We start from the raw sequence: 19,339 nt of genomic DNA on the forward strand, positions 1-19,339 counted from the left end.
CCTTTCAATATGTTAGCGGCATGAATTCAGAGACTGAATCGTCGGGACGCCGGAATGCCCCAGCCCGCCGACAGGCTCAGCTGGCGCACGGCGACATCGACTTCCGCAGGCGTCCCGCCGAAGTCGGCGACGATGTCGCCACCGTCGTAGGTCCAGTCCGGCGCGAACACCGTCTCCGACCGCACGACAGGACCTCCGGCGGACGAGACGTCGACGCGGTATTCTTCCCGCTCCTCGCCGAGCGGGATGTCGGTCGCCGCCCAGTCGTCCGCGTCGAGGCGGCCGCGCCGGACCCACGAGAAAGCGAGATCACCGCCCGAACCGGCCCTGCAGCGCAGATGCACCGGCGCCAGCGGCAGCCGCGCGCGTAACCCGCCCGCCGCCGACAGGTTTTCGAACACCTCGTCCGAGATGACCGCGCCGGACGGTCCGACGCGCCAGTTCAGCGGCAGGCCGATCTCGCCGGCCAGCAGCCCGGCCGATCTGATCTTGTCGTTGAGGACGACGAACGGCGCACCGTCCGCAGCGCCCGCCGCCATGGCGTCGCCGGTTCCAAGCTGGCCGCGCAGCAGGCCGGTCAGCCGCCAGACACTGGCGGAAATCTCTTCCGCTGCCTCGAACTGCAGGACTTCCCAGACCCCGCCGTCCGAGCGGACGGCCGCCGCGTTTGCACCGTTGAGCAGTTGCAACCGGCTGACACTCGCCGCCTCGGCATCGAACAGCGCGACGGTCAGCGACGCCGAGCGATCGACCCGTCCCTCGACGGATCCCGGCGGCAGCGCCTCTGCCAGTTCGCCGAGATCCGCCGGCCTCTCGATCGTCGTACGCAGCGTGAAGCCCGTGTCTTCCGGCGAGGCGAGCAGCACCTGGCTCTTCCAGGGTTTTCGCCACGCAGCGACGCGGAAATGATCCTGCGCCGCGGTGGCGGCCGTGCGCGCCGGCAGGTCGAGGAACAGCACATGCGGCGTGCTGGCATGAATGACCGGCGCCTCCGATGCGGCTCCAGCGATACCCGTCCATGGAGCAGGCACCGCGCGGTCGATCCGCCTGGCCTTGACGCGCCGCACCAGTCCGTCTTCCACTTCCGTGACCAGGAATTCCGCTTCGCTGGCGCCCGGCAATGCGATCAGTGCCCCCGGCTCGAACCCGGCGCGATAGTTCGCCAGCGACAGCGACACGCTCTCGCGCCCAGCCCACAGGCGGCGGTGCCAGTCGGCCACAAGCGCCGCTCCCTGCCCCTGCTCGATCACGCCGGGAAAACTCAGCGTGCGCTGCGCCCTGCCTCCCGCGCCCGCCCGCAGGCTGCGCGCCGATCCGGACTGGAACGCAGCCAGGTGATCGCGGAAGACCAGCACCGCCTCGGCCGGCAGTTCGTGATCCGGCGTCCGGACATGCTCGATCGTCGCCGCGCCATCCTCGACGACCATCTCGTCGACCGTCAGCGGTTGGCCCATGCTCGACCCAGCCGACCTGAACGACAGACCGCCTGCGTCCTCGCAGACGGCGAGATCATAAAGGTCGACCAGAGGCTCCAGCGCCGACCGCGCCGATCCCGGCTCGTCAATGACATAACCCTGCAGCGTGCCGTCGACCCGTACGACATCCGCCGCCGGCAGATCGTGATCGACGAGGATCGCATCGATCAGCGATCCGACATCCGGCGCCTCCAGCCGGCCGTTCAGCCAATGCCCGGAATGCCAGTTCGAACCGTCGGCCCAGACGTCCCCTTGTAGCGGAAATGCCGGAAACGGCCGCGCATCCCAGCACCAGATCCAGGTTCGCTCGTGGTCGAGCATGCGGCCACCATAGACGGGCGACAGCGGATTGGCGGCCGGATCGAAACTTAGGCTCGCGGGATCCCAATGCGCCGCATGCGCTTCCAAAAAACGTTTCGGTGCAAAGTCGCTGCGCCCGCCGCTGGAAAAATACGGAGCAAAACTCTCGCTCGATTTCGGATCGACGAAGACGTTTGGCTGGTTCGGCCCCTTGTCGATCGCCGGACAGCCAAGCTCGGTCAGCCATATCGGCTTGCCGCGCGGCACCCAATCCGTCGGCGTCAGGACCTCCACACCGCCGATGCGATTGAAATGCTGGTTCGACCACCAGCCAACCAGATCCTTGTAGCGGAATACCCAGTGTTTTCCATAGGCATCGTCAGCGATCGGCGTGCGGACTCGTGCCTCGCGGTCGGCAAAGCTGGCGTAATACCAGTCGAAACCCTCCCCGGAATTTATGGCGGCGCGCAGCGCGACAGCGTCGTATGGCCCGCTCGCCCCGTCCAGATTGCCGCCCCGATAGTCCGTGTCGCGCCAGTCGGACAGCGGCATGTAATTGTCGATTCCGACAGCGCTTACGGACGGCCGAGACCACAGCGGATCGAGGTGAAAGAACATATCGCCCGAGCCGTCCTGCGGATGATGACCGAAATATTCGGTCCAGTCCGCCGCGTAGCAGATATCCGTCTCCGGCCCGAGCAACGCCTTGACCTCGTCGGCCAGATCGCAAAGCGCTTCGACGAAGGGAAAGGCATTGGCTGCGTCGCGCAGCGTCGTTAGCCCGCGCAGTTCCGAGCCGACCAGGAACGCGTCGACGCCGCCGGCGGCGATCGCCAGATGCGCATAATGCAGGATCAGCCGGCGAAAACCCCAATCGTCCGCCGCGCCACCGAAAGCGATGGTGTTGCCGGCGGCCGTGAAATCGCTGGGTGCTGCGGCGCCACAAAACACCTCGACCTGCGCCCTCGCTGTCGCCGACTTGTCTGCCGTGGCCGGTTGGTCCGGGCCTGGAAAACACGAGATCCGGCCGCGCCAAGGGTACGCAGCCTGCTCGCTTCCGCCATGCGGGTCGGGCAGGCCGTTCCCCTCCGCAACATCCATCATCAGGAACGGATAGAGCGCAACCCTCAGCCCCCGCGCCTTGATCTCGGCGATCGCCGCGATCACCGAGGCATCTGTCGGCGTCCCGCCATAGGACGAGCCGCCACCGTGAACGGAGATCGTCCGTGCCTCGGATCGCCCGACGCCCGAGGCGAGCCACGGCTTGGAAAAACCTGTTGCGACCGGCGTCGTCACGCCCGGACGGATCGAACAGTTGCCGGCGCGCAGATCGTCACCGAACCACGAAACCACCAGCGCGATGTCGGTCAGGTTCGGGCACATCATCTGCAACTCATCCAGCGAGGCGACGAGATCGCTGGATGCGAACAGCACATGCCGGTTCTCTGGCACTGTCTCGCCTGGGCGCAGCTTCTTCGTCACCGGCACTGGATCCAGCCCGTACTCCGTCGATCCCGGGATGAGTGCCACGCCGCGAATGTCGTGCCGGAGCCGGCCGACAGGCCGCAGCACCTCGAACTGGAGTTGCGGGATACGGTTGCCATAGTCGGAAAGCGGCAGGCGCTCGAACACGATGTAGGCAAGCCCGCGATAGGCCGGCGCATTGTCAGCACCCTGCTTGGCCGAAATCAGCGGGTCCGGCGCCTGGTCGGCACCGCCCGTATGCACCCGCATCTCGATACCGTTCAGGTCGATCTCGCGCCCATCGGCCCAGACGCGCCGCACACCGGCGATCTCGCCCTCGCAAAGCGCGAAGGCGACGTTGGCGAAATAGCTGTATTCGGTGACCTTGGTGCCGCCCTTGCCGCCCTGCCGGCGCGTCGAACTCGTCTCGTCGAAACGTGTCGCCCAGATGATCGTGCCGCCAAGCCGAGCCGTTCCATAGAGCCGAGGGATCGGCGCGCCCTCCTCCGCCGAGAAGGGCCGCGCGCCGGCGAGGCGCGGTCCTTCGACGCGGCGCGTGCCGTCGATCAGCGCCCTGTCGAGCGTATAACCGGCGAGCGCGCCGGCCGCCGAACCGACCGCGCCGCCGATCGAGCCGAACAGGCCACCGAGATAAGCGCCCGCCGCCTGAAGGAGAAGAACCGCCATGTGAAGTGCTCGCTATGGGCGAATACCCCCGTCCATGCGCCTCCCCATTCAAGAGTGCCGCCAAGCTGGAACACCCGTCTCGGCTTCGCCTCAACACCTTCTCCCACAAGGGGAGAAGGTGGAGTTTCGCGCATCAGTATCAGCCAATCGCCAACGTTGGAGATTTGCAGAGACGATGCGGGAGCGCTCCCCCTTCTCCCCTTGTGGGAGAAGGTGTCGAGGCGAAGCCGAGACGGATGAGGGGTGTTCCAGCTTGACGCGATCGTGAATGAGACGCGCCTGGATGGAGGTATTCAGGAAGCTTGTTTCGGAAATATCAGGTCAGTCGTTGGCTTCAATCTCGGGAAAGACAAAGGCCGCAGCAATCCGCTTCCGCCACTGCGGCACCAACGCGCTGACAACTACGGCGCTACCCTCATAAGCGTGGACGAAACGGTCCGGCGCGACGAGGATCGCCGCGTGCTTTGCCGGTAGATGGCTTCTCCAGCGGAACAGGATCAGGTCGCCGGCCCGCGCCTCGATAACCGCCTTCTCTCGGCAATGCCGCCGCGCCGCTTCGAGGAAGCGGTCGCCGCCGCCGGCTTCCGCCCAATCGACCGAATACGGTCCCGGCTCTTCCGGCGCGGCGCCATAGATCGCGCGCCACACCCCGATCAGCAGGCCGAGGCAGTCGCAGCCGACGCCTTTTCGCATCCCTTGATGTCGATATGGCGTACCGACCCAATCCAGCGCCTCGGCGACCACGCGCGCAGCCACATCTGCGTCAGTTCCTGCTTCGCCGCTCATGGCACCAACGGACCTCCGTCGAAGACATCGCCGTCGACCGCATAGCCATAGGCCGCGTCGTTTCCGGGAAGATGCGGAAACCCCTGAAAATTCAGTGCATTGCCGAATCTCTCCCGGCAAGTGGCAAAAGCCTTGTCGCAGCCGGCGCGGATCAGGAATGCGTCGCCGGCCTCCGGCATTGTACGCTCTTCAGGCTGCAACATCAGGTCGACGGCCGCTCCGCTTTTCCGATGCGTGCCGACATAGGATTTGCTGGCGGCCCGCGCGCCGCTCGTCCATTCGATGGTGCCCAGCGCGAACCATCCATCCGCGAACGACCCCAGCCCGGAGACGCGCAACCTGTCCGGCGTCGCCACCGATACCACCGCGCCCGTAGCGGAAAACCCTGGCTGGTCCAGCACGAAACGGCAGCGCGCATCGCCAAGCTCGGCATCGCACCGGCGGGAAATCACCCGTCCGTTCACCTGGTCAAGTGCATGCATACGGCTCTTCAACTCGGCAACGAAAGCTCCGTCCCGCCGCGTGATTCTGCCGATCGTGGCGCTGCGCAGTTTTGCGAATTGCGCCGGCGCCGCCCAGTTCACGAGCAGTGTCTCGACCGTGGCGTCGTCGTAGAGCCCGGCCGCGATATCGGCTTCGTCGATATCGTCCGACGACAGCGCACCTTCGACATCGACCGTATCGACGGCAAGGCCCAGCGTATCCCGCGCTTCGGTGGCGCTGAAGCCGGTCAGCGGCCGGAACACCGTCCCGTCGACCGTCAAATCGCGATCGTGATCGGTGAAACCTTTGACGACCGCGTCGCGCCGCGTCAGCCGCCAGCAATGGCAGACGGTCGTCGCCTCGCCTTCGAGATGCGCGGCAAGCGCTTCCGGATAGACCGTCACAGCCGCACCTCCACCAGGGGAATCGACGGAATGGCTCCGGCCTTGAAAGCGCTGATGCCGATCTCCAGCCGATCTATGTCGAAACGCACCGGCACATCGAACTCGAAGCCTGCCGTCACCGCCTGTCCTTCTTCCGGGAGAGCCGAAGGCTCGAAAACGATCTCTCCGGTCGCGTCGTCAAACGTGTAGTCGTCGGGCGACACGGCCGCACCGCCGACCGCCACCGCAAGGCCGGCCAGCACCGGCTTGCGGACCGGCCGCGCATAAGCCCCCTCGCCGTCGCCATAAGACTTCACCAGCGCAAAGCGCGCCGTCTCGCCGTCGCCCGTCCCCAACGTCTGGTCATCCGACGACGGGACCTGGTCGGCCCGGCACGATTTCATGTCGAACGGGTCGCGGAACCGGAAAGCATGCAGCGACCCACGCCGCGCCTCGAAGAAGTCGACGATCTCGAAAAGATCGGCCAGCGAGCGCAGCCCCGTGCCGGCGTCATAGCGATGCCTCGAATGGGCGAAACGCGCGTTGCGTTTCTCCCGGCCGGAGGTCAGCGTCACGATCTCGTTGCGCCGCTCCGGCCCGCCGGTCGCGCCGAAGGACACGGCGGTGGGGAACCGCACGTCGTGGAAGGCGGAAAGTTCGGTCATTGGAAATCCGTGGAAGGGTGGTGGCGAATAGCGAATAGCGAATAGCGAATAGCGAATAGCGAATAGCGAATAGGTAACAAGATCATTGACTTCTCGTCACAAGTACCGATCCTCGCTATTCGCTATTCGCTATTCGCTATTCGCTATTCGCTATTCGCTATTCGCTATTCGCTATTCGCTGTCTTTCTCAAAACGTCCTTGTCCCCCGCGACACCGCTCTCGCCAGCATCCCGGTCACCTGGGCTTCCGACTTGCGGAACGAGGCGGCGTCCTGGGTGGTGACATTGAAGACGACGTTAACCGACGCCCCGCCGCCGCCCGCTGCGACGCCCAGGCGTCCGTCGGACCCGCGCCGCAACGGCAGCACGGCTTCGGTGCCTGCCTCGCCCATCAGGCCGAGACGGCCGCCCGCGGGGAAGTAGGTCGGAGACGAGACCACCCCGCCGGACGCGAAAGGCACGACGCCACCCTTGGCGAAAGGCAGCAGGTTCTTGAACCCGCCGGTGATGCCGGAAAACAGCGCCCCCATCAGTCCCTGCAGCGGCTGCAGCCCCTGGTTCAGCGCCATGCCCGTCAGGCTCAGCGCGAGGCGCCTCAGAACGCTGTCCAGATCCTTCCCGTCGACCACCGCGCCACGCAAGGCGCCGGTCAGCTGCGTGCCGAAACTCGCCGACAGCCTTTGCAGATTGTCCAGCGATTCCAGGAACGGCGCGGTATCCGCCTCGATCGAGACGACGACATTCTCAGCCATATGCTATTGCCTCCGCTTGTCGGGGAACGCCGACATCAACGCCGTGAGACTGCTGCGCTCCGGCGCGCCGCCGGCAGCATGCCCGTGGAAATGCATCGCCCGCTCGAACTCGCGCGGCGTCATCGCCCAAAAATCCTTCGGAGAAAGCCGCAGCAGGCCGAACCCCACGGCCATCACCGTGTCCCAGGGAAACGCTCCCGGCGAGGGTCCGCCGCCAGCACCTGCCGCGGCGCTCAAGGGCGCGGCGGCGTCTCCGCCGTCTTCGCGCCGAAGGTGGCCGTCAGCAGTTCCGAGACGATCGCGGCAAAGCCCGCGGCCCCGTCGGCCGCCTGCATGCGCGCCACATCCTCGTCGCCGATCGCGTTGCCCGCGCCCCGCAATCCCGCCCCGACGATGCGGATCAGGTCGCGCGCCGAAAGCCGCCCGCCGGCAAAACGCTCGACCAGCGCGCCGAGATCGTCGGCCTCATACGCGGCTTCGAGTTCCGCCAGCGCGCCCAGTGTCAGGCACAGCCGGTAATCCTGGCCGTCGAGTTCCGCGGCCACCTCGCCGCGCCGCCGGTTCACCGCCATCACGCCGCCTCGAAGCTGATGGCGCCGGCCGATTCCAGACCGATCTCAAAAGTCACCTCGCCGTCGTGGTTGCCCGAATATTCCAGTGCGGTGATCTGGAACGGACCTTCGACGATACCGAAGTCCGGGATCGCCAACTGCCAGTCGACGATATCCGCCGAAAAGAACCGCGTCCGAATCGAGGCATCCGACTGCGCATCCTTGAAGATGCCGGAGCCGCCGGCCGAGGCACGCTGGATGCCGCTGCCGGCCAGCAATTCGCGCCAGCGCCCGGCCGAATCCGCGTCGGTCACGTCGACGGTCTCGCTGTTGAAAGCCAGCCGCCGCGAGCGCAGCCCGGCGACGGTGACGAAGTTGCCCAGCCCGTCGAGATCGATCTTGAGCAAGAGATCCTTGCCCTTCTGTGCGGTCATGTTGGTCTCCTCAAAGTATCCAGATCAGGGTTTTCATCAGGCTGGGACAGCTTGGCGCATGCCGATGGCATTCACGTGCGCTAGATCGCCTCGGTCAGCGCCCTGAACCGCATTAAACCATGATGCACGGAAAGATCTTCGTCGAAGCGCGCCTCCGAAAACTCCAGGCGGATGCTGACCAGATGGAAGCCGGCAAGCTCCAGCGGCGCGCCGTGCAGCAGCGCCTTCACTTGCTCCATGATCGCCAGCGTTTCTTTTTTTCCCTGCGCCTTCGACCAGATATGCAGCGTGAAGATCTGCTCGTCGCCGCTCTCCGTCCCGGTGCTCCAGTCGAACGCATTGGAGCGGCCGAAGGTGATGTAGGGGAATGCCACATGCGCCGGGGCGTGATCGTAGATCTTGCCGCCGTCGAGCAGCGCCACCAGCACAGCATCGCTGCCAAGCGTGACGAAGATCGCCTTCTGCAGTTCAGCCGCGGCCTGCGTCATCGTCCGCTCCCGTTATTGCGCGCCGCCGCCGTCCGCCGCGCTCCGGCGCCGCCGGGTCATCGATATCGGATGCCGCGCGGGGGAATTCCACATCGTCGGCAAGCTGTTGCGCCTGCATCCTGAGAGTCCGAATCAAGTCGTCGAGCGTCAGCCTCATGGCGAGTTTCACGGTTCGACCTCCTTCACCCGGCACATAAGATAGCGGCCGGATTCGTCGGGATCGTGAACGGTCACTATGTCGAACGCCCTCGCCTGCCCGGCAAGCCGCATGCCCGCCGCGACGCCGTCGCGACGCCGGATGGTGATCCGATGGGTATTCTCCTCCTGCACCTGCCCGGCGCCGAAACGGCTCGTCTGCGACAGCGGTTCGATCAGGCCGAACACGGTCGCGACCTCCTGCCAGGCCGTGATATGCCCGCCCAGCCCATCGTCCGTCAGTTCCGCGGCCTGCAGCGACAATTCGGTGCGCAGCGCGCCGGGATCGAGGAAAGTCGTGCGCATCACAGCCTCCGGTCGCGATAGCCGGCGATCATCCGCTCATAGTGCGGCGGATAGGAAACCGGCTGCTCGTCGGGGCCGTAGCTGGCGCGGAACTCGTACCAGTGCGCGACCAGCACCAGCATCGCCCGGCGCAGCAGGTCCGGAACCTCGGTCCCCGCCTCTCCGAAGCCTGCGCGAAAATCGATCTCCAACCCGTTCATCGCCCGCATCGGCTCGGGCCGCCTGCGAAAGAACAGCCGTGCCGGCCGCGACATCAGGTCGGCCTGGTAGTCGCCGGCGCCGACCAGCGACGCCTCGCCTTCCGTCCCGTAGGCGGTCACCGCGATGATCTCCTTCACCGGATGCCGCATCAGCGTGACCACGTCGTTGCGCGGCACGGCGTCCAGCGCTAGCCGCCAGGTCTGGTCGATCAGCGCCAGCCCAGCCGAACGCTCGACGTCCTCGCGCGCAGCACGGATCAGTCCTTCGATCAGCGCATCCTCGGACGATCCGCTGAGCCTCAGGAAGCTTTTCGCTTCCGAAACCGTCACGGGCTCCGCCTCCGGCGCTCCAGTGAGAACCAGTGTCATCAAAAACCTCGTTGTCGCAAAAGGAGCGGCCCCGGCTGGGAGGAGACCGGGGCCGCGACGGCACGCGCGACGCAGGGCGCAAGAATGAGTGACCGCCCGTCGGCTATGTGCCGTGTCTCTGTGTCTCGTCATCCCCGGGTGAGCAGGAGCGAAGCGACCTGCGGGACCCGAGGATCCATGTCTTACCGGCGGCGAAGTGCCCCGGCGGCGCGGAATGAAAAATCGAGCCCGGCGGGCAACATCGCCCGCCGGATTCGCCTGCTTACGTCGTGCCGTATTTCAGCAGCTTGATCGCGTCGAAATCCTGCACGCCGCCGCCGACGCGCTTGGTCGTGTAGAACAGTACGTAGGGTTTGGCCGAGTAGGGATCGCGCAGTACGCGCACGCCGGTGCGGTCGACGACCAGGTAGCCTCGTGCAAAATCGCCGAAGGCGATCGGCGTGCCATCCGTCGCGGCGTCCGGCATATCCTCGGCCTCGACCAGCGGAAAGCCCATCAGCATGGCACGTCCGCCAGGCGTCGCCGGCGGCTGCCAGAGATAGTTGCCGTCCGCATCCTTCAGCTTGCGGATCGCCGCCTGGGTCTTCCTGTTCATCACCCACGAGGCATTTTGTCGGTAGCCCGCCTTCAGCGCATAGACCAGGTCGATCAGCTTGTCGGAGGGGTTGCTCGCCGGCAGCGCGCCGGCGACACCCGTCGCGATGTAGCCGATGTCGCCCCAGGCCCAGCTTCCCTCGGCGACGATGTCGTAGGCGAGGAAACCCTTCGGCTTGTTGGTGCCGTTGCCGGTGACGAAGGCCGCGCCCTCCTGCTCGGCAAAGGCGGTCTCGATCTCGGCCGCGATCCACTGGTCGAGATCGACCACCGCGTCCTCAAGCAGCGCCGGCGTGGCCGCCGGCATGGCGTAGATCTCGGCCGTGGGAAACTGCAGTTCGTCCAGCGTCGGTGCGTTGGTCTGCGGCCGCGACGCCGTCTCCGCTACCCAGCCGACCGCCGGCCCGGTGACCGAGAACGGCTTCTTCAGCACAGCCGACGACACCTGCCGCACCGAGGCGATCGAGCGGATCGGCGAGATATGCGCCAGGCGCTTGCCGATCTCCGCCTCGATCTCCTCAGGCACCAGATAGCCGCCATCGGCGCCGGAGCCGATGGACATCGCCTTGAGATCGAGAGCGCGCATCGCCCGCTCGTCGCCGCGTCTGAGATAGGCGTCGAACGCCGCCTTGTGCTCGGTGAGCGCGGTTTTACGGCCGCCGTCGCCGAGCTGCGGGCGCACCCGCTTCAGCGACAGGTCGTCCAGCGCCCGCTTCTGCTGGTCGAGCGCCTTGGAGATGCGCTCGACCTTGTCGGTCGTCACCGCATCGGCGCCCAGGCGGCGCTCGATCTCGGCCAGTTTCTCGTCATTGGCGTCCTTGAACGCCTCGAAGGTCGTCATGAAATCGCCGAAGGCCTCGGCGAGGTCGGCGCCGTCGGCCGACTTCCTTTCCAGCCCTTGCAGGCCCGTCTGTTCCGTCATCGTTTTATCTTTCGTGTTGGATGCATGAATCGTGTCGCCTCGCGAAGCCTGTTCACGAGGTCTTCCGTCGATCCCGGGGCGGCGTCCCGCGCGCCCAGCAGGCTGGCGTAACCCTTGGCGATCACCGCACGGGCCTCGCCGCGCGACAGCCCCGCATCCCGCGTGAGCCAGCGTTCGAATGTTCGGATGGTGGGCAGCCCGCCATGGCCCTTCACCGCCTCGACACGCGCGCCGGGCAGCATCGGGAAGGTCACCACCGAGATCTCCCAGAGATCGGCCTCGACGATGCGGCGCACGCCTGTCTTGGCATCGTTCGTCGCCTTCGCCGCACGAAAGCCGATCGACAGCCCGTCAAGCGCGCCGGCGCGCATCAGCGACAGCACCTCGCGCGCCTTGGCCACATCCCGGGCAAGCTGGCCGCGGACGAAAAGGCCGCGCCCGTCTTCCCTGAGTTCGGTCCACACGCCGATCGGTTCCGCCGGATCGTGCTGGTAGAGCATGCGGATGCCGGCCGCGCCGCGGTCGCGGATCGAGCGGGCAAAGGCGCCGCGCTCCACCATGTCCTTGCCGAGGTCGACCGCGCCGAACAGGCTGGCGTAGCCCGAGAAGGCGCCGTCGGTCTCGACCTCCGCCAGCCTGACGCCGGCGTATTTGCGCTCGCGCGCGACGTCCAGAACCCGCCCTGTCATTTGCCGCTCCTGAACAGGCGGCCGATGCCGCCATTGGAAAAAGTCCGCTGCAGCAGGCCCAGCGCCCACCAGGCGCAGAGGCTCGCCGCCGCCGCGCCCATCAGCGCCGTCTCGCCGGCGCCGATCAGCTTCTCGATGCCGAGTTCGCTGGCGATCTTCAGGCCGGCCGTGCCGCCGAAAACCAGGCCGCAGACCAGCCCGACGGCAAATCGCACCGCCGCCTCGCGCCGCCCGGTCGGAAGAATGTAAGCAAGCGAGATCGCCGAGCCAGCGACCGCGCCCGCTCCTTTGGCGACCCATAGCCAGGCCGCCTCGTTGAAATCTGTCATGTTATGAAGATCCCGTTGGTCTTGGCGGAACAAGGGCAGTGGGACGGTATGTCAGGTTGGGCCCGCTTCCAGATTGAGAGCAGGACTGGCAGCGGAGAGGGCAATAGACTTGGAAACGGTGCCTGTTGCCTGCTGCCCGTTAGTCTTCGTCCCGTTCCGCTACTGCAATCGATGGCAGAACATCTGCGATTGGCAGCGCCAGCTTGAGCGGGCCGATCTTGGTTTCCTGAAAATGAAGCCGGCGATAGAATTCGGCTGCCTCTTCATCGAGCGCATCGACCACTATCGCGCGAAATGCAACCTGGCGAGCAGCAAGACATGCGGTTTGCAGCGCATGCGCAAGCAGGGTCCGTCCTAGTCCATTGCCTTTGACATCGTTGTGGACGGCCAGCCTCGCCAGCAGCGCTACCGGCAGTTCAGCCGGCGCGCCGTGTCTCGCCAGGACCTTCGGTGCATCCTTCCTGAACAGAACACCGGCGCACAGCGCATAATATCCCCTCACCTCCATGGCCGCGTTTCGCACCACGAAGGTTCGCGTATAGTTCTCACGCTGATTGTGCAGCGCCATGTCGCGCAGCCAGGCATCCAAGGCGGGGCGGCCACATGTGAAGCCGGCGATCCGATGATCCTGTGTCAGCAGTTCGGGTGAGAAAAGGCCTAGCTGCCCGAGTTCGCCCATCTGACCTTGTTCGTCGCCTTGAACAATTCGACCAGTTCCGGCCGCGGCTCGCCCGGCTTAGACAGCCTTTCCTCGATATCATCAAACACCTGAGCGTCGAGATAGAAGAAGCGCTGGTCAAGCAATGCTTTCTCTGCCTGGACCGACGCGGCCTCAAGCACGAACGCCGATATGGTCTTGCCACTCGCCAGAGCGCCGCGCTTGATCAGATCGAGCGCGTCCGCAGTGATACGCACGTTCATGTTCTCTTTTTTCAGGGGAGGAGCCATCGTCGTTCTCCTTCAATGCGAAGGGCCATCCAGATTTCCCATTACCACAATCGGCTTCGTGTTGACAATGTATTGACACAAAATTGAGGGCGCGTGGAAACCGCGCTCATCAAGTTTGGCTGCGGAATATCGAGGGTTTTCCATCAACAAGCTGCAAGGACATCAAATGTGAAGGCCTGCATTTCGCAACATGTCTTGCCTACCTTCGCTATTCGCCTTCTCTACTGCCATACCCCACCGCTTCCCGCTTCTCGTCGTCCGTCAGAAAACCCGCGGCCCCCACCCTTGCCCACAGCGCCTCGCGCTCGGCCGAGAGTCCGTCGACCTGGTCGGCGTCGTACCAGAGCCGCAGACCCTCGCCGTAAGCGGGAGCCAGCCAGGCCGACAGTTCGCGCGCGGTGCGTGCCACCAGCGGCAGCACGGTCATGCGGTAGAAGGCGCGGTTGGCTTCCTGGTAATTGGCGTAGGTGTTGTCGCCCGGAATGCCGAGCAACATGGGCGGCACGCCGAAGGCCAGCGCGATGTCGCGGCTCGCCGAATTCTTCGCCTCGATGAAATCCATGTCCTTCGGCGACAGGCCCATCGCCTTCCAGTCGAGCCCGCCCTCGAGCACAAGCGGCCGCCCGGCGCCGCGAGTACCGGTATAGCCCTCCTCAAGCTGGGCCTTCAGCCGGTCGAACTGGTCGTCGGTGAGATTGCTGCCGTCCTTCGGCGCATAGACCAGCGCACCCGAAGGCCGGGCCGAGTTGTCGAGCAGCGCCTTGTTCCAGCGCCCCGCCGCATTGTGCGTGTCCAGCGCCATCAGCGCCGCCTCCAGCGGCGGAAAACCGCTGATATCGTCGAGCGGATGGAACAGGCTGAGATGCAACGCCCCGCCCGTGTCCGCCGCGCCTGTCGGCACCGTGCGCCGGCCCTTGTCGGTGCGGTAATCCAGCGCCACCGGCCAGCCCCTTGCATCGCAGACCACCGACACCCGGTCGGGCCTGAGCAGATGCAACTCGCGCAGCGCCTCCCCGGCCTCGACCAGTTCGCCATAGGCATTGCCGGAGATCAGCAGATGCCCGTACAGCGCCTCCAAAAAACTCGCGCCGGCCTGCCGCGCGTTCGGCCGCTCCAGCAGCGACAGCAGCGGATGTTCCGAAAGCTCCGCCGCGCCATCGTAGAGCAGCCACGGCACCGCCGACGCCGTCTCGGCGATCAGCCGCACCGAGCGGTGCACCACGGGGTTGCGCATGAACCCCTCGCGCGCCAGCGTCGCATAGTCCCGTCGTGTCCAGGAGGCCTCCGCCTGCATGTGCAGGGCGACGAAGCCGCCCGGCCACCCGCCCTTGCGCTCGGGCGCGGAAATTCCTCCCGGACGTTTGGTCCAGGGCCATTTCAGTTGCATCGGCGATCCTCGATTTAGGAGCGAATAGCGAATAGGGAGTAGCGAATAGGGAAGAATTTCATTGACTTGGTTCAGATCAAGCCGATCTTCGCTATTCGCTATTCGCTATTCGCTATTCGCTATTCGCTATTCGCTATTCGCTATTCGCTATTCGCTATTCGCTCAGCGTCCTTACCCTCGGCTCCGAATACCTGTCCGGCATCAGCTCGCTTACGGCCCAGACCAGCGCGTCCACGCGATCCGGCGAACGGCCGCCGGAAAGCCCGTCGATGCCGAAGTCGCACATCTCGTCCTCCAGCGCCGCAAAACGCCCGGCATGCAGCACGCGGCCCTGCTGGTAGAGCATCGCCACCGGCTCGGCCCGCGTCCATTTCCCCCGCCGGGCGCGAACGGTGCGCACCGGCACGGAAGCGTCCGCTGCGCGGATCACCGCGCTCACCATGTCGCCGCCCTGGTTCACCTCGGCGACGATGCAGTCCGCCTCCAGAAGGTGGAACAGGTTCACCGCGGCATTCGCCCAGTCCTGCGGCCGCGCCGCCTTGACCGTCGCATCCGCCAGCACGATCACCCTGCCCTGCCCGTCCAGCCCGCAGGCGACGATGCCGCAGGCATCCGAACTCTTGCGGGCGCTGGCCGGCGGGTCGACCGCCACGACGATCCGCCGCAGCTCCGGTATTTCCGCCAGATATGCCGCTTCCACCAGACCCCGCGTCCACAAACCGTCCTCGCGATCCTCGATCAGTTCGCCCTCCAGTTCCTGCCGGCCGAGCTGCGTGCCGCCGAAGCGTTCGTTGATCGCCGCGATGAAGCCGGACGCCAGGTTTTCAGCATTGCCGACCGTCGCAAGTCTCGTGACGATCACTTTCGGGTCGGCGATCAGCCGCTTCATCAGCTTCGTCGGCCGCGGCGTGGTGGTGATGACCTGGCGTGGCAGGATGCCCAGCCGCAAACCGAACTGCAGCATGTCGAACGTCGCCTGGGCGTTCTTCCACTTCGCCAGTTCGTCGCACCAGGCCGCCTCGAACTGCGGTCCGCGCAGGCTTTCCGGATCTTCGGACGAAAACACATGCGCCACCGCGCCGTTCCGCCAGACCAGGCGCCGCCGGCTCGGCTCGTAGCGGGCGACATTGTCGCGCGCCGTCGCCCTGATGCCGGACGGCCCCTCGATCATCACCTCGCGCACGTCGGACAGCGTCTCGCCCACCAGCGCGATCAGATTGTGCCGCCGTCCGCTCACCGTGAAGGGCGGCAAGCCGCGCGCCACCGCGTTCACCCATTCGGCGCCCAGCCGGGTCTTGCCGCCGCCGCGCCCGCCGGTCACCAGCCAGGTCGCCGGCTGGCCGAGCAGCAGCGGATATTGCGGCTCCCGCGCCTGCGACCACCAATGGCCGTCAGCCAGCTTCGCCCCGTAAAGGCCCAGCACTCTTAGCAACCATTGCCGATGCGAACTCCTTTGCGAGGCGGATAATTCTCTCGTTAACGCGGTCAAGGATGTCTGCGAGGTCTTCATCTTTCTGGATCTGGCTTTCCCGCGCGGTCTCGTCGGAGCGCAAAATCTCGTCGATCTTCTCCAGCCCGCGGATCATGGCGAGCAGTGTGTCGATCTCCTGCCTGTCGTTCTTGCCGTCCTCGCCGGTGCGCAACGCCTCGACCTTGTCGAGCAGGCCGGTCGCCAATGCGCGCACCCTGGCGCCGATATCCGGCTCCGGCTCGCGGTCGAGCGCCCAGCCTTCCTTCCTGGCATCGGCCCGCAGCATCTTCAGCGACCGCGCGCTGGCGTCGGCAAGCAATTCCAGCGTCGGCTTCGCGCCCTCGGCCAGCATCCGCAGCGCCCGCTGGCGCGCAAGCGGCCGTGCCGCCCGCTGCTTCGGCGGCGATTTTTTTATCATTCCAGATTTTCCTGATTGCGCACCGAAGGCTGCGGCCTGTGTCTCCTCTCCGCGCTCACCGGAAGAAGATGGCCGAGCGCCGGATGAGAGACCGCGGGAACGGGGTCGGAAACACCCTGCTTCCGCCGCTCCGCTTCTCTCATATTTTTCGGACGATGACAGAACCCTACCAGACCACCGTGACGCCGTCAAGGACTTTTTTCCTATTTTGATGTGCATTTCAATTGCGGCTCATCGGGCGTTTACGTCCCGGATCGGCCGACGGCTTCGTTCGGAGGCGGGACTGACCCGCTGCCGGCACGGCGTGCTGTGACATCTGCAACCCTTGCGCGGGCGCGGGCGCGATGCTTTAGGGCTTCGCGGTCGCGAAGCATCCGGGCCGTTCCCAGGTTGGAAACGCATGATCCGTCTCGAAAACATCGGCAAGCAGAACGGCAAGCAGATCGTGTTCATCGAGGCTTCGGCCGCGATCCAGCGCGGCGAGAAGGTCGGCCTCGTCGGTCCCAATGGCGCCGGCAAGACCACGCTGTTCCGCATGATCACCGGGGAGGAGCAGCCCGACGAGGGCCAGGTGTCGGTCGATCGCGGCGTGACCATCGGCTATTTCAGCCAGGATGTCGGCGACATGTCCGGCCGCAGCGCGGTCGCCGAGGTCATGGACGGCGTCGGCCCGGTCAGCGCGCTTGCGGCCGAGATGGCCGAGTTGGAGGCCGCCATGGGCGACCCCGACCGCGCCGACGAGATGGACGAGATCCTGACGCGATATAGCGACGTGCAGCACCGCTTCGACGAGCTCGACGGTTATGCGCTGGACGGCCGCGCCCGCGAGGTGCTGGCGGGGCTCGGCTTCAGCCAGGAGATGATGGACGGCGACGTCGCAAAGCTCTCGGGCGGCTGGAAGATGCGCGTCGCGCTGGCAAAGATCCTGCTGATGCGGCCCGACGCCATGCTGCTCGACGAGCCGAGCAACCATCTCGACCTCGAGAGCCTGATCTGGCTGGAGAATTTCCTGAAAGGTTTTGACGGCGCGATCCTGATGACCTCGCACGACCGCGAGTTCATGAACCGCATCGTCGGAAAGATCGTCGAGATCGACGGCGGCGCGCTGACGTCCTATTCCGGCGACTACGAATTCTACCGCCAGCAGCGGGCGGTGGCCGAAGTGCAGCAGCAGGCGCAATTCGAGCGCCAGCAGGCGATGCTGGCCAAGGAGGTCGCCTTCATCGAGCGCTTCAAGGCGCGCGCCAGCCACGCCGCGCAGGTGCAGAGCCGCGTCAAGAAGCTGGAGAAGATCGACAAGGTCGAGCCGCCGAAACGCCAGCAGACGGTGCGTTTCGAATTCCAGCCCGCGCCGCGCTCGGGCGAGGACGTCGCGACACTGAAGAATGTCCATAAAAGTTATGGCAGCCGCACGATCTACGAAGGGCTCGACTTCCAGGTGCGCCGGCGCGAGCGCTGGTGCGTCATGGGGGTCAACGGCGCGGGCAAATCCACGCTGCTGAAGCTGGTCGCCGGCGCGGCGGAGCCCGATGACGGTTCGGTGGCGCGCGGTCCCAGTGTAAAAATGGGCTATTTCGCACAGCACGCGATGGAATTGCTCGACGGCGAGCGCACAGTGCTGCAATCACTCGAGGATTCCTTCCCGCAGGCGGGCCAGGCGCCATTGCGAGCGCTGGCCGGCTGCTTCGGTTTTTATGGCGACGAGATCGAGAAGAAGTGCCGCGTCCTGTCGGGCGGCGAAAAGGCGCGGCTGGTGATGGCGAAGATGCTGTTCGACCCGCCGAATTTTCTGGTGCTCGACGAGCCCACCAACCATCTGGACATCGCTACGAAACAGATGCTGATTGAGGCGCTGTCGCGTTACGAGGGCGCGATGCTGTTCGTCAGCCACGACCGCCATTTCCTCGCGGCGCTGTCGAACCGCGTGCTGGAACTGACGCCGGACGGCATGCACGCCTATGGCGGCGGCTACACCGAATATGTCGAGCGCACCGGCCAGGAAGCCCCCGGCCTGCGGAGCTGACTTTTTCATCATGGGCCGGACGGCTACGGGTACACGGCCGGCAGGCTGAGTGATATTTCCACGGCCCCAATCGCGCGACCGCTTCGTTGCAGCCTTGACGACATCGCGCCCGGTCGAAGTCCAGCCCGCCTTCGTCACCTCCGCTTAACCCTGTCCCGCTAATCCCCCTACGGGCGGCGGGGCGCCGGCAGAACGGAAATCCACAAATGCGCTTATCGGTCCTCACCCTCGTCCTCGCTGTTCTGCCATTTTCGGCGGAGGCCAGGACAATCTGCACGGCACTGGCCGACGCCGCGACCGGCAAGATGCTTGTCCAGACCGGCGACTGCGAGACACGGGTCACGCCGGCCTCCACCTTCAAGATCCCGCTTGCGCTGATGGGCTACGATTCCGGTTTCCTGAAGGACGAGCACGCACCGCTGCTGCCGTTTCGTGAAGGCTATCCGGACTGGGTTCCCGCATGGCGCACCGACATCGACCCGGACAGCTGGATGAAAAAATCCGTCGTCTGGTATTCGCAGCGGATCACCGAGACCCTCGGCGAGGAGCGTTTTCGCGCCTATGTCCAATCGCTCAGCTACGGCAATGAGGATGTTTCCGGCGATCCGGGCAAGGACAACGGGCTGGAGCGCTCATGGATCGGCTCGTCGCTGAAAATCTCGCCAGTCGAGCAGGTTGCCTTCCTGCGCAAGCTGGTGCGGCGCGAACTGCCGGTCTCGCCCGTCGCCTTCGACATGACCGCCCGGCTGACCCTGCAACCGCCGCCGCCCGGCGGCTGGGAGTTGCACGGCAAGACCGGCTCCGCCTTTCCGCGCAAGGCCGACGGCTCGCTCGACCGAGCCCGCGCCTATGGCTGGTTCGTCGGCTGGGCGTCGCGCGGCGACACCACCATCGTGTTCGCCCGCCTCATCCAGACGGAGAAACGTGAAGCCATCGGCTCCGGCCTCATCGCCCGCGATGCTTTTCTCAAGGAATTGCCGGCGCTGCTGCCTCCCTCCTGAACCGGCCGCGGTAGCCGCGG

Annotated in this window: 22 protein-coding genes; 2 read left to right on the forward strand and 20 right to left on the reverse strand. The window is 65.7% G+C overall.

Annotation, left to right across the window (positions count from 1 at the left end):
* Nucleotides 1-26: 26 nt before the first annotated feature.
* The 20 genes from ACSBOB_RS23650 to ACSBOB_RS23745 form a co-directional block, all read right to left on the reverse strand.
* Nucleotides 27-3,926 (reverse strand): baseplate multidomain protein megatron, encoded by a 3,900-nt coding sequence (locus ACSBOB_RS23650; RefSeq protein ID WP_442578505.1) that lies wholly within the window; start codon nucleotides 3,924-3,926, stop codon nucleotides 27-29.
* A 321-nt stretch (nucleotides 3,927-4,247) separates the two neighbouring features.
* Nucleotides 4,248-4,712: an NlpC/P60 family protein gene (locus tag ACSBOB_RS23655; protein WP_442578506.1), complete on the reverse strand. Its 465-nt coding sequence runs from the start codon at nucleotides 4,710-4,712 to the stop codon at nucleotides 4,248-4,250.
* Entirely contained in the window at nucleotides 4,709-5,599 is an 891-nt protein-coding gene (locus ACSBOB_RS23660) for a DUF2163 domain-containing protein (protein WP_442578507.1), read from the reverse strand. The genes ACSBOB_RS23655 and ACSBOB_RS23660 overlap by 4 nt, the downstream gene beginning before the upstream one ends.
* Nucleotides 5,596-6,243 (reverse strand): phage distal tail protein, Rcc01695 family, encoded by a 648-nt coding sequence (locus tag ACSBOB_RS23665; protein WP_442578508.1) that lies wholly within the window; start codon nucleotides 6,241-6,243, stop codon nucleotides 5,596-5,598. The genes ACSBOB_RS23660 and ACSBOB_RS23665 overlap by 4 nt, the downstream gene beginning before the upstream one ends.
* 187 nt (nucleotides 6,244-6,430) lie before the next feature.
* A complete protein-coding gene (locus ACSBOB_RS23670; RefSeq protein ID WP_442578509.1) occupies nucleotides 6,431-6,994 on the reverse strand; it encodes a phage tail tape measure protein in 564 nt (187 codons plus the stop codon).
* Nucleotides 6,995-6,997: 3 nt separating this feature from the next.
* Nucleotides 6,998-7,231: a rcc01693 family protein gene (locus ACSBOB_RS23675; protein WP_442578510.1), complete on the reverse strand. Its 234-nt coding sequence runs from the start codon at nucleotides 7,229-7,231 to the stop codon at nucleotides 6,998-7,000.
* On the reverse strand, nucleotides 7,228-7,569 hold the full coding sequence (locus ACSBOB_RS23680) for a gene transfer agent family protein (RefSeq protein ID WP_442578511.1): 342 nt from the start codon (nucleotides 7,567-7,569) through the stop codon (nucleotides 7,228-7,230). Before ACSBOB_RS23680 ends, ACSBOB_RS23675 begins: the two co-directional genes overlap by 4 nt.
* The gene (locus ACSBOB_RS23685; RefSeq protein ID WP_442578512.1) at nucleotides 7,566-7,979 is read right to left on the reverse strand and encodes a phage major tail protein, TP901-1 family; all 414 of its coding nucleotides are present in this window, start codon (nucleotides 7,977-7,979) and stop codon (nucleotides 7,566-7,568) included. The genes ACSBOB_RS23680 and ACSBOB_RS23685 overlap by 4 nt, the downstream gene beginning before the upstream one ends.
* A gap of 80 nt (nucleotides 7,980-8,059) precedes the next feature.
* Nucleotides 8,060-8,467: a DUF3168 domain-containing protein gene (locus ACSBOB_RS23690; protein WP_442578513.1), complete on the reverse strand. Its 408-nt coding sequence runs from the start codon at nucleotides 8,465-8,467 to the stop codon at nucleotides 8,060-8,062.
* A complete protein-coding gene (locus ACSBOB_RS23695; protein ID WP_442578514.1) occupies nucleotides 8,448-8,624 on the reverse strand; it encodes a hypothetical protein in 177 nt (58 codons plus the stop codon). The genes ACSBOB_RS23690 and ACSBOB_RS23695 overlap by 20 nt, the downstream gene beginning before the upstream one ends.
* Before the next feature lie 8 nt (nucleotides 8,625-8,632).
* Nucleotides 8,633-8,968, reverse strand: a complete 336-nt coding sequence (locus tag ACSBOB_RS23700; protein ID WP_442578515.1) for a phage head closure protein — start codon at nucleotides 8,966-8,968, stop codon at nucleotides 8,633-8,635.
* Nucleotides 8,968-9,537, reverse strand: coding sequence for a head-tail connector protein (locus tag ACSBOB_RS23705; protein WP_442578516.1), 570 nt, complete (start codon nucleotides 9,535-9,537; stop codon nucleotides 8,968-8,970). The genes ACSBOB_RS23700 and ACSBOB_RS23705 overlap by 1 nt, the downstream gene beginning before the upstream one ends.
* 262 nt (nucleotides 9,538-9,799) lie before the next feature.
* Entirely contained in the window at nucleotides 9,800-11,053 is a 1,254-nt protein-coding gene (locus ACSBOB_RS23710; RefSeq protein ID WP_442578517.1) for a phage major capsid protein, read from the reverse strand.
* Nucleotides 11,050-11,742: an HK97 family phage prohead protease gene (locus ACSBOB_RS23715; protein ID WP_442578518.1), complete on the reverse strand. Its 693-nt coding sequence runs from the start codon at nucleotides 11,740-11,742 to the stop codon at nucleotides 11,050-11,052. The genes ACSBOB_RS23710 and ACSBOB_RS23715 overlap by 4 nt, the downstream gene beginning before the upstream one ends.
* A complete protein-coding gene (locus tag ACSBOB_RS23720; RefSeq protein WP_442578519.1) occupies nucleotides 11,739-12,071 on the reverse strand; it encodes a DUF6107 family protein in 333 nt (110 codons plus the stop codon). Before ACSBOB_RS23720 ends, ACSBOB_RS23715 begins: the two co-directional genes overlap by 4 nt.
* A 139-nt stretch (nucleotides 12,072-12,210) precedes the next feature.
* Complete coding sequence (locus ACSBOB_RS23725) at nucleotides 12,211-12,750, reverse strand: GNAT family N-acetyltransferase (RefSeq protein ID WP_442578520.1); 540 nt, start codon at nucleotides 12,748-12,750, stop codon at nucleotides 12,211-12,213.
* Nucleotides 12,729-13,019, reverse strand: a complete 291-nt coding sequence (locus tag ACSBOB_RS23730) for a type II toxin-antitoxin system TacA family antitoxin (RefSeq protein ID WP_442578521.1) — start codon at nucleotides 13,017-13,019, stop codon at nucleotides 12,729-12,731. The genes ACSBOB_RS23725 and ACSBOB_RS23730 overlap by 22 nt, the downstream gene beginning before the upstream one ends.
* Nucleotides 13,020-13,227: 208 nt before the next feature.
* Nucleotides 13,228-14,406 carry a phage portal protein gene (locus ACSBOB_RS23735; protein ID WP_442578522.1) on the reverse strand — a complete coding sequence of 393 codons (1,179 nt, stop codon included), beginning with the start codon at nucleotides 14,404-14,406 and terminating at the stop codon, nucleotides 13,228-13,230.
* Nucleotides 14,407-14,560: 154 nt separating this feature from the next.
* Nucleotides 14,561-15,829 carry a DNA-packaging protein gene (locus tag ACSBOB_RS23740; RefSeq protein WP_442578523.1) on the reverse strand — a complete coding sequence of 423 codons (1,269 nt, stop codon included), beginning with the start codon at nucleotides 15,827-15,829 and terminating at the stop codon, nucleotides 14,561-14,563.
* Nucleotides 15,798-16,295 (reverse strand): hypothetical protein, encoded by a 498-nt coding sequence (locus ACSBOB_RS23745; RefSeq protein ID WP_442578524.1) that lies wholly within the window; start codon nucleotides 16,293-16,295, stop codon nucleotides 15,798-15,800. Before ACSBOB_RS23745 ends, ACSBOB_RS23740 begins: the two co-directional genes overlap by 32 nt.
* Nucleotides 16,296-16,695: 400 nt before the next feature.
* Between ACSBOB_RS23745 and ACSBOB_RS23750 the strand changes: the two genes are divergently transcribed.
* Together ACSBOB_RS23750 and blaOXA are read left to right on the forward strand one after the other, a co-directional pair.
* Nucleotides 16,696-18,318 carry an ABC-F family ATP-binding cassette domain-containing protein gene (locus tag ACSBOB_RS23750; RefSeq protein ID WP_442578525.1) on the forward strand — a complete coding sequence of 541 codons (1,623 nt, stop codon included), beginning with the start codon at nucleotides 16,696-16,698 and terminating at the stop codon, nucleotides 18,316-18,318.
* Nucleotides 18,319-18,524: 206 nt separating this feature from the next.
* Complete coding sequence (gene blaOXA / locus ACSBOB_RS23755) at nucleotides 18,525-19,319, forward strand: class D beta-lactamase (protein WP_442578526.1); 795 nt, start codon at nucleotides 18,525-18,527, stop codon at nucleotides 19,317-19,319.
* Nucleotides 19,320-19,339: the final 20 nt, after the last annotated feature.

Origin of the sequence: Mesorhizobium sp. KACC 23794 (assembly GCF_052180275.1) — a bacterium.
Lineage (GTDB): Bacteria > Pseudomonadota > Alphaproteobacteria > Rhizobiales > Rhizobiaceae > Kumtagia.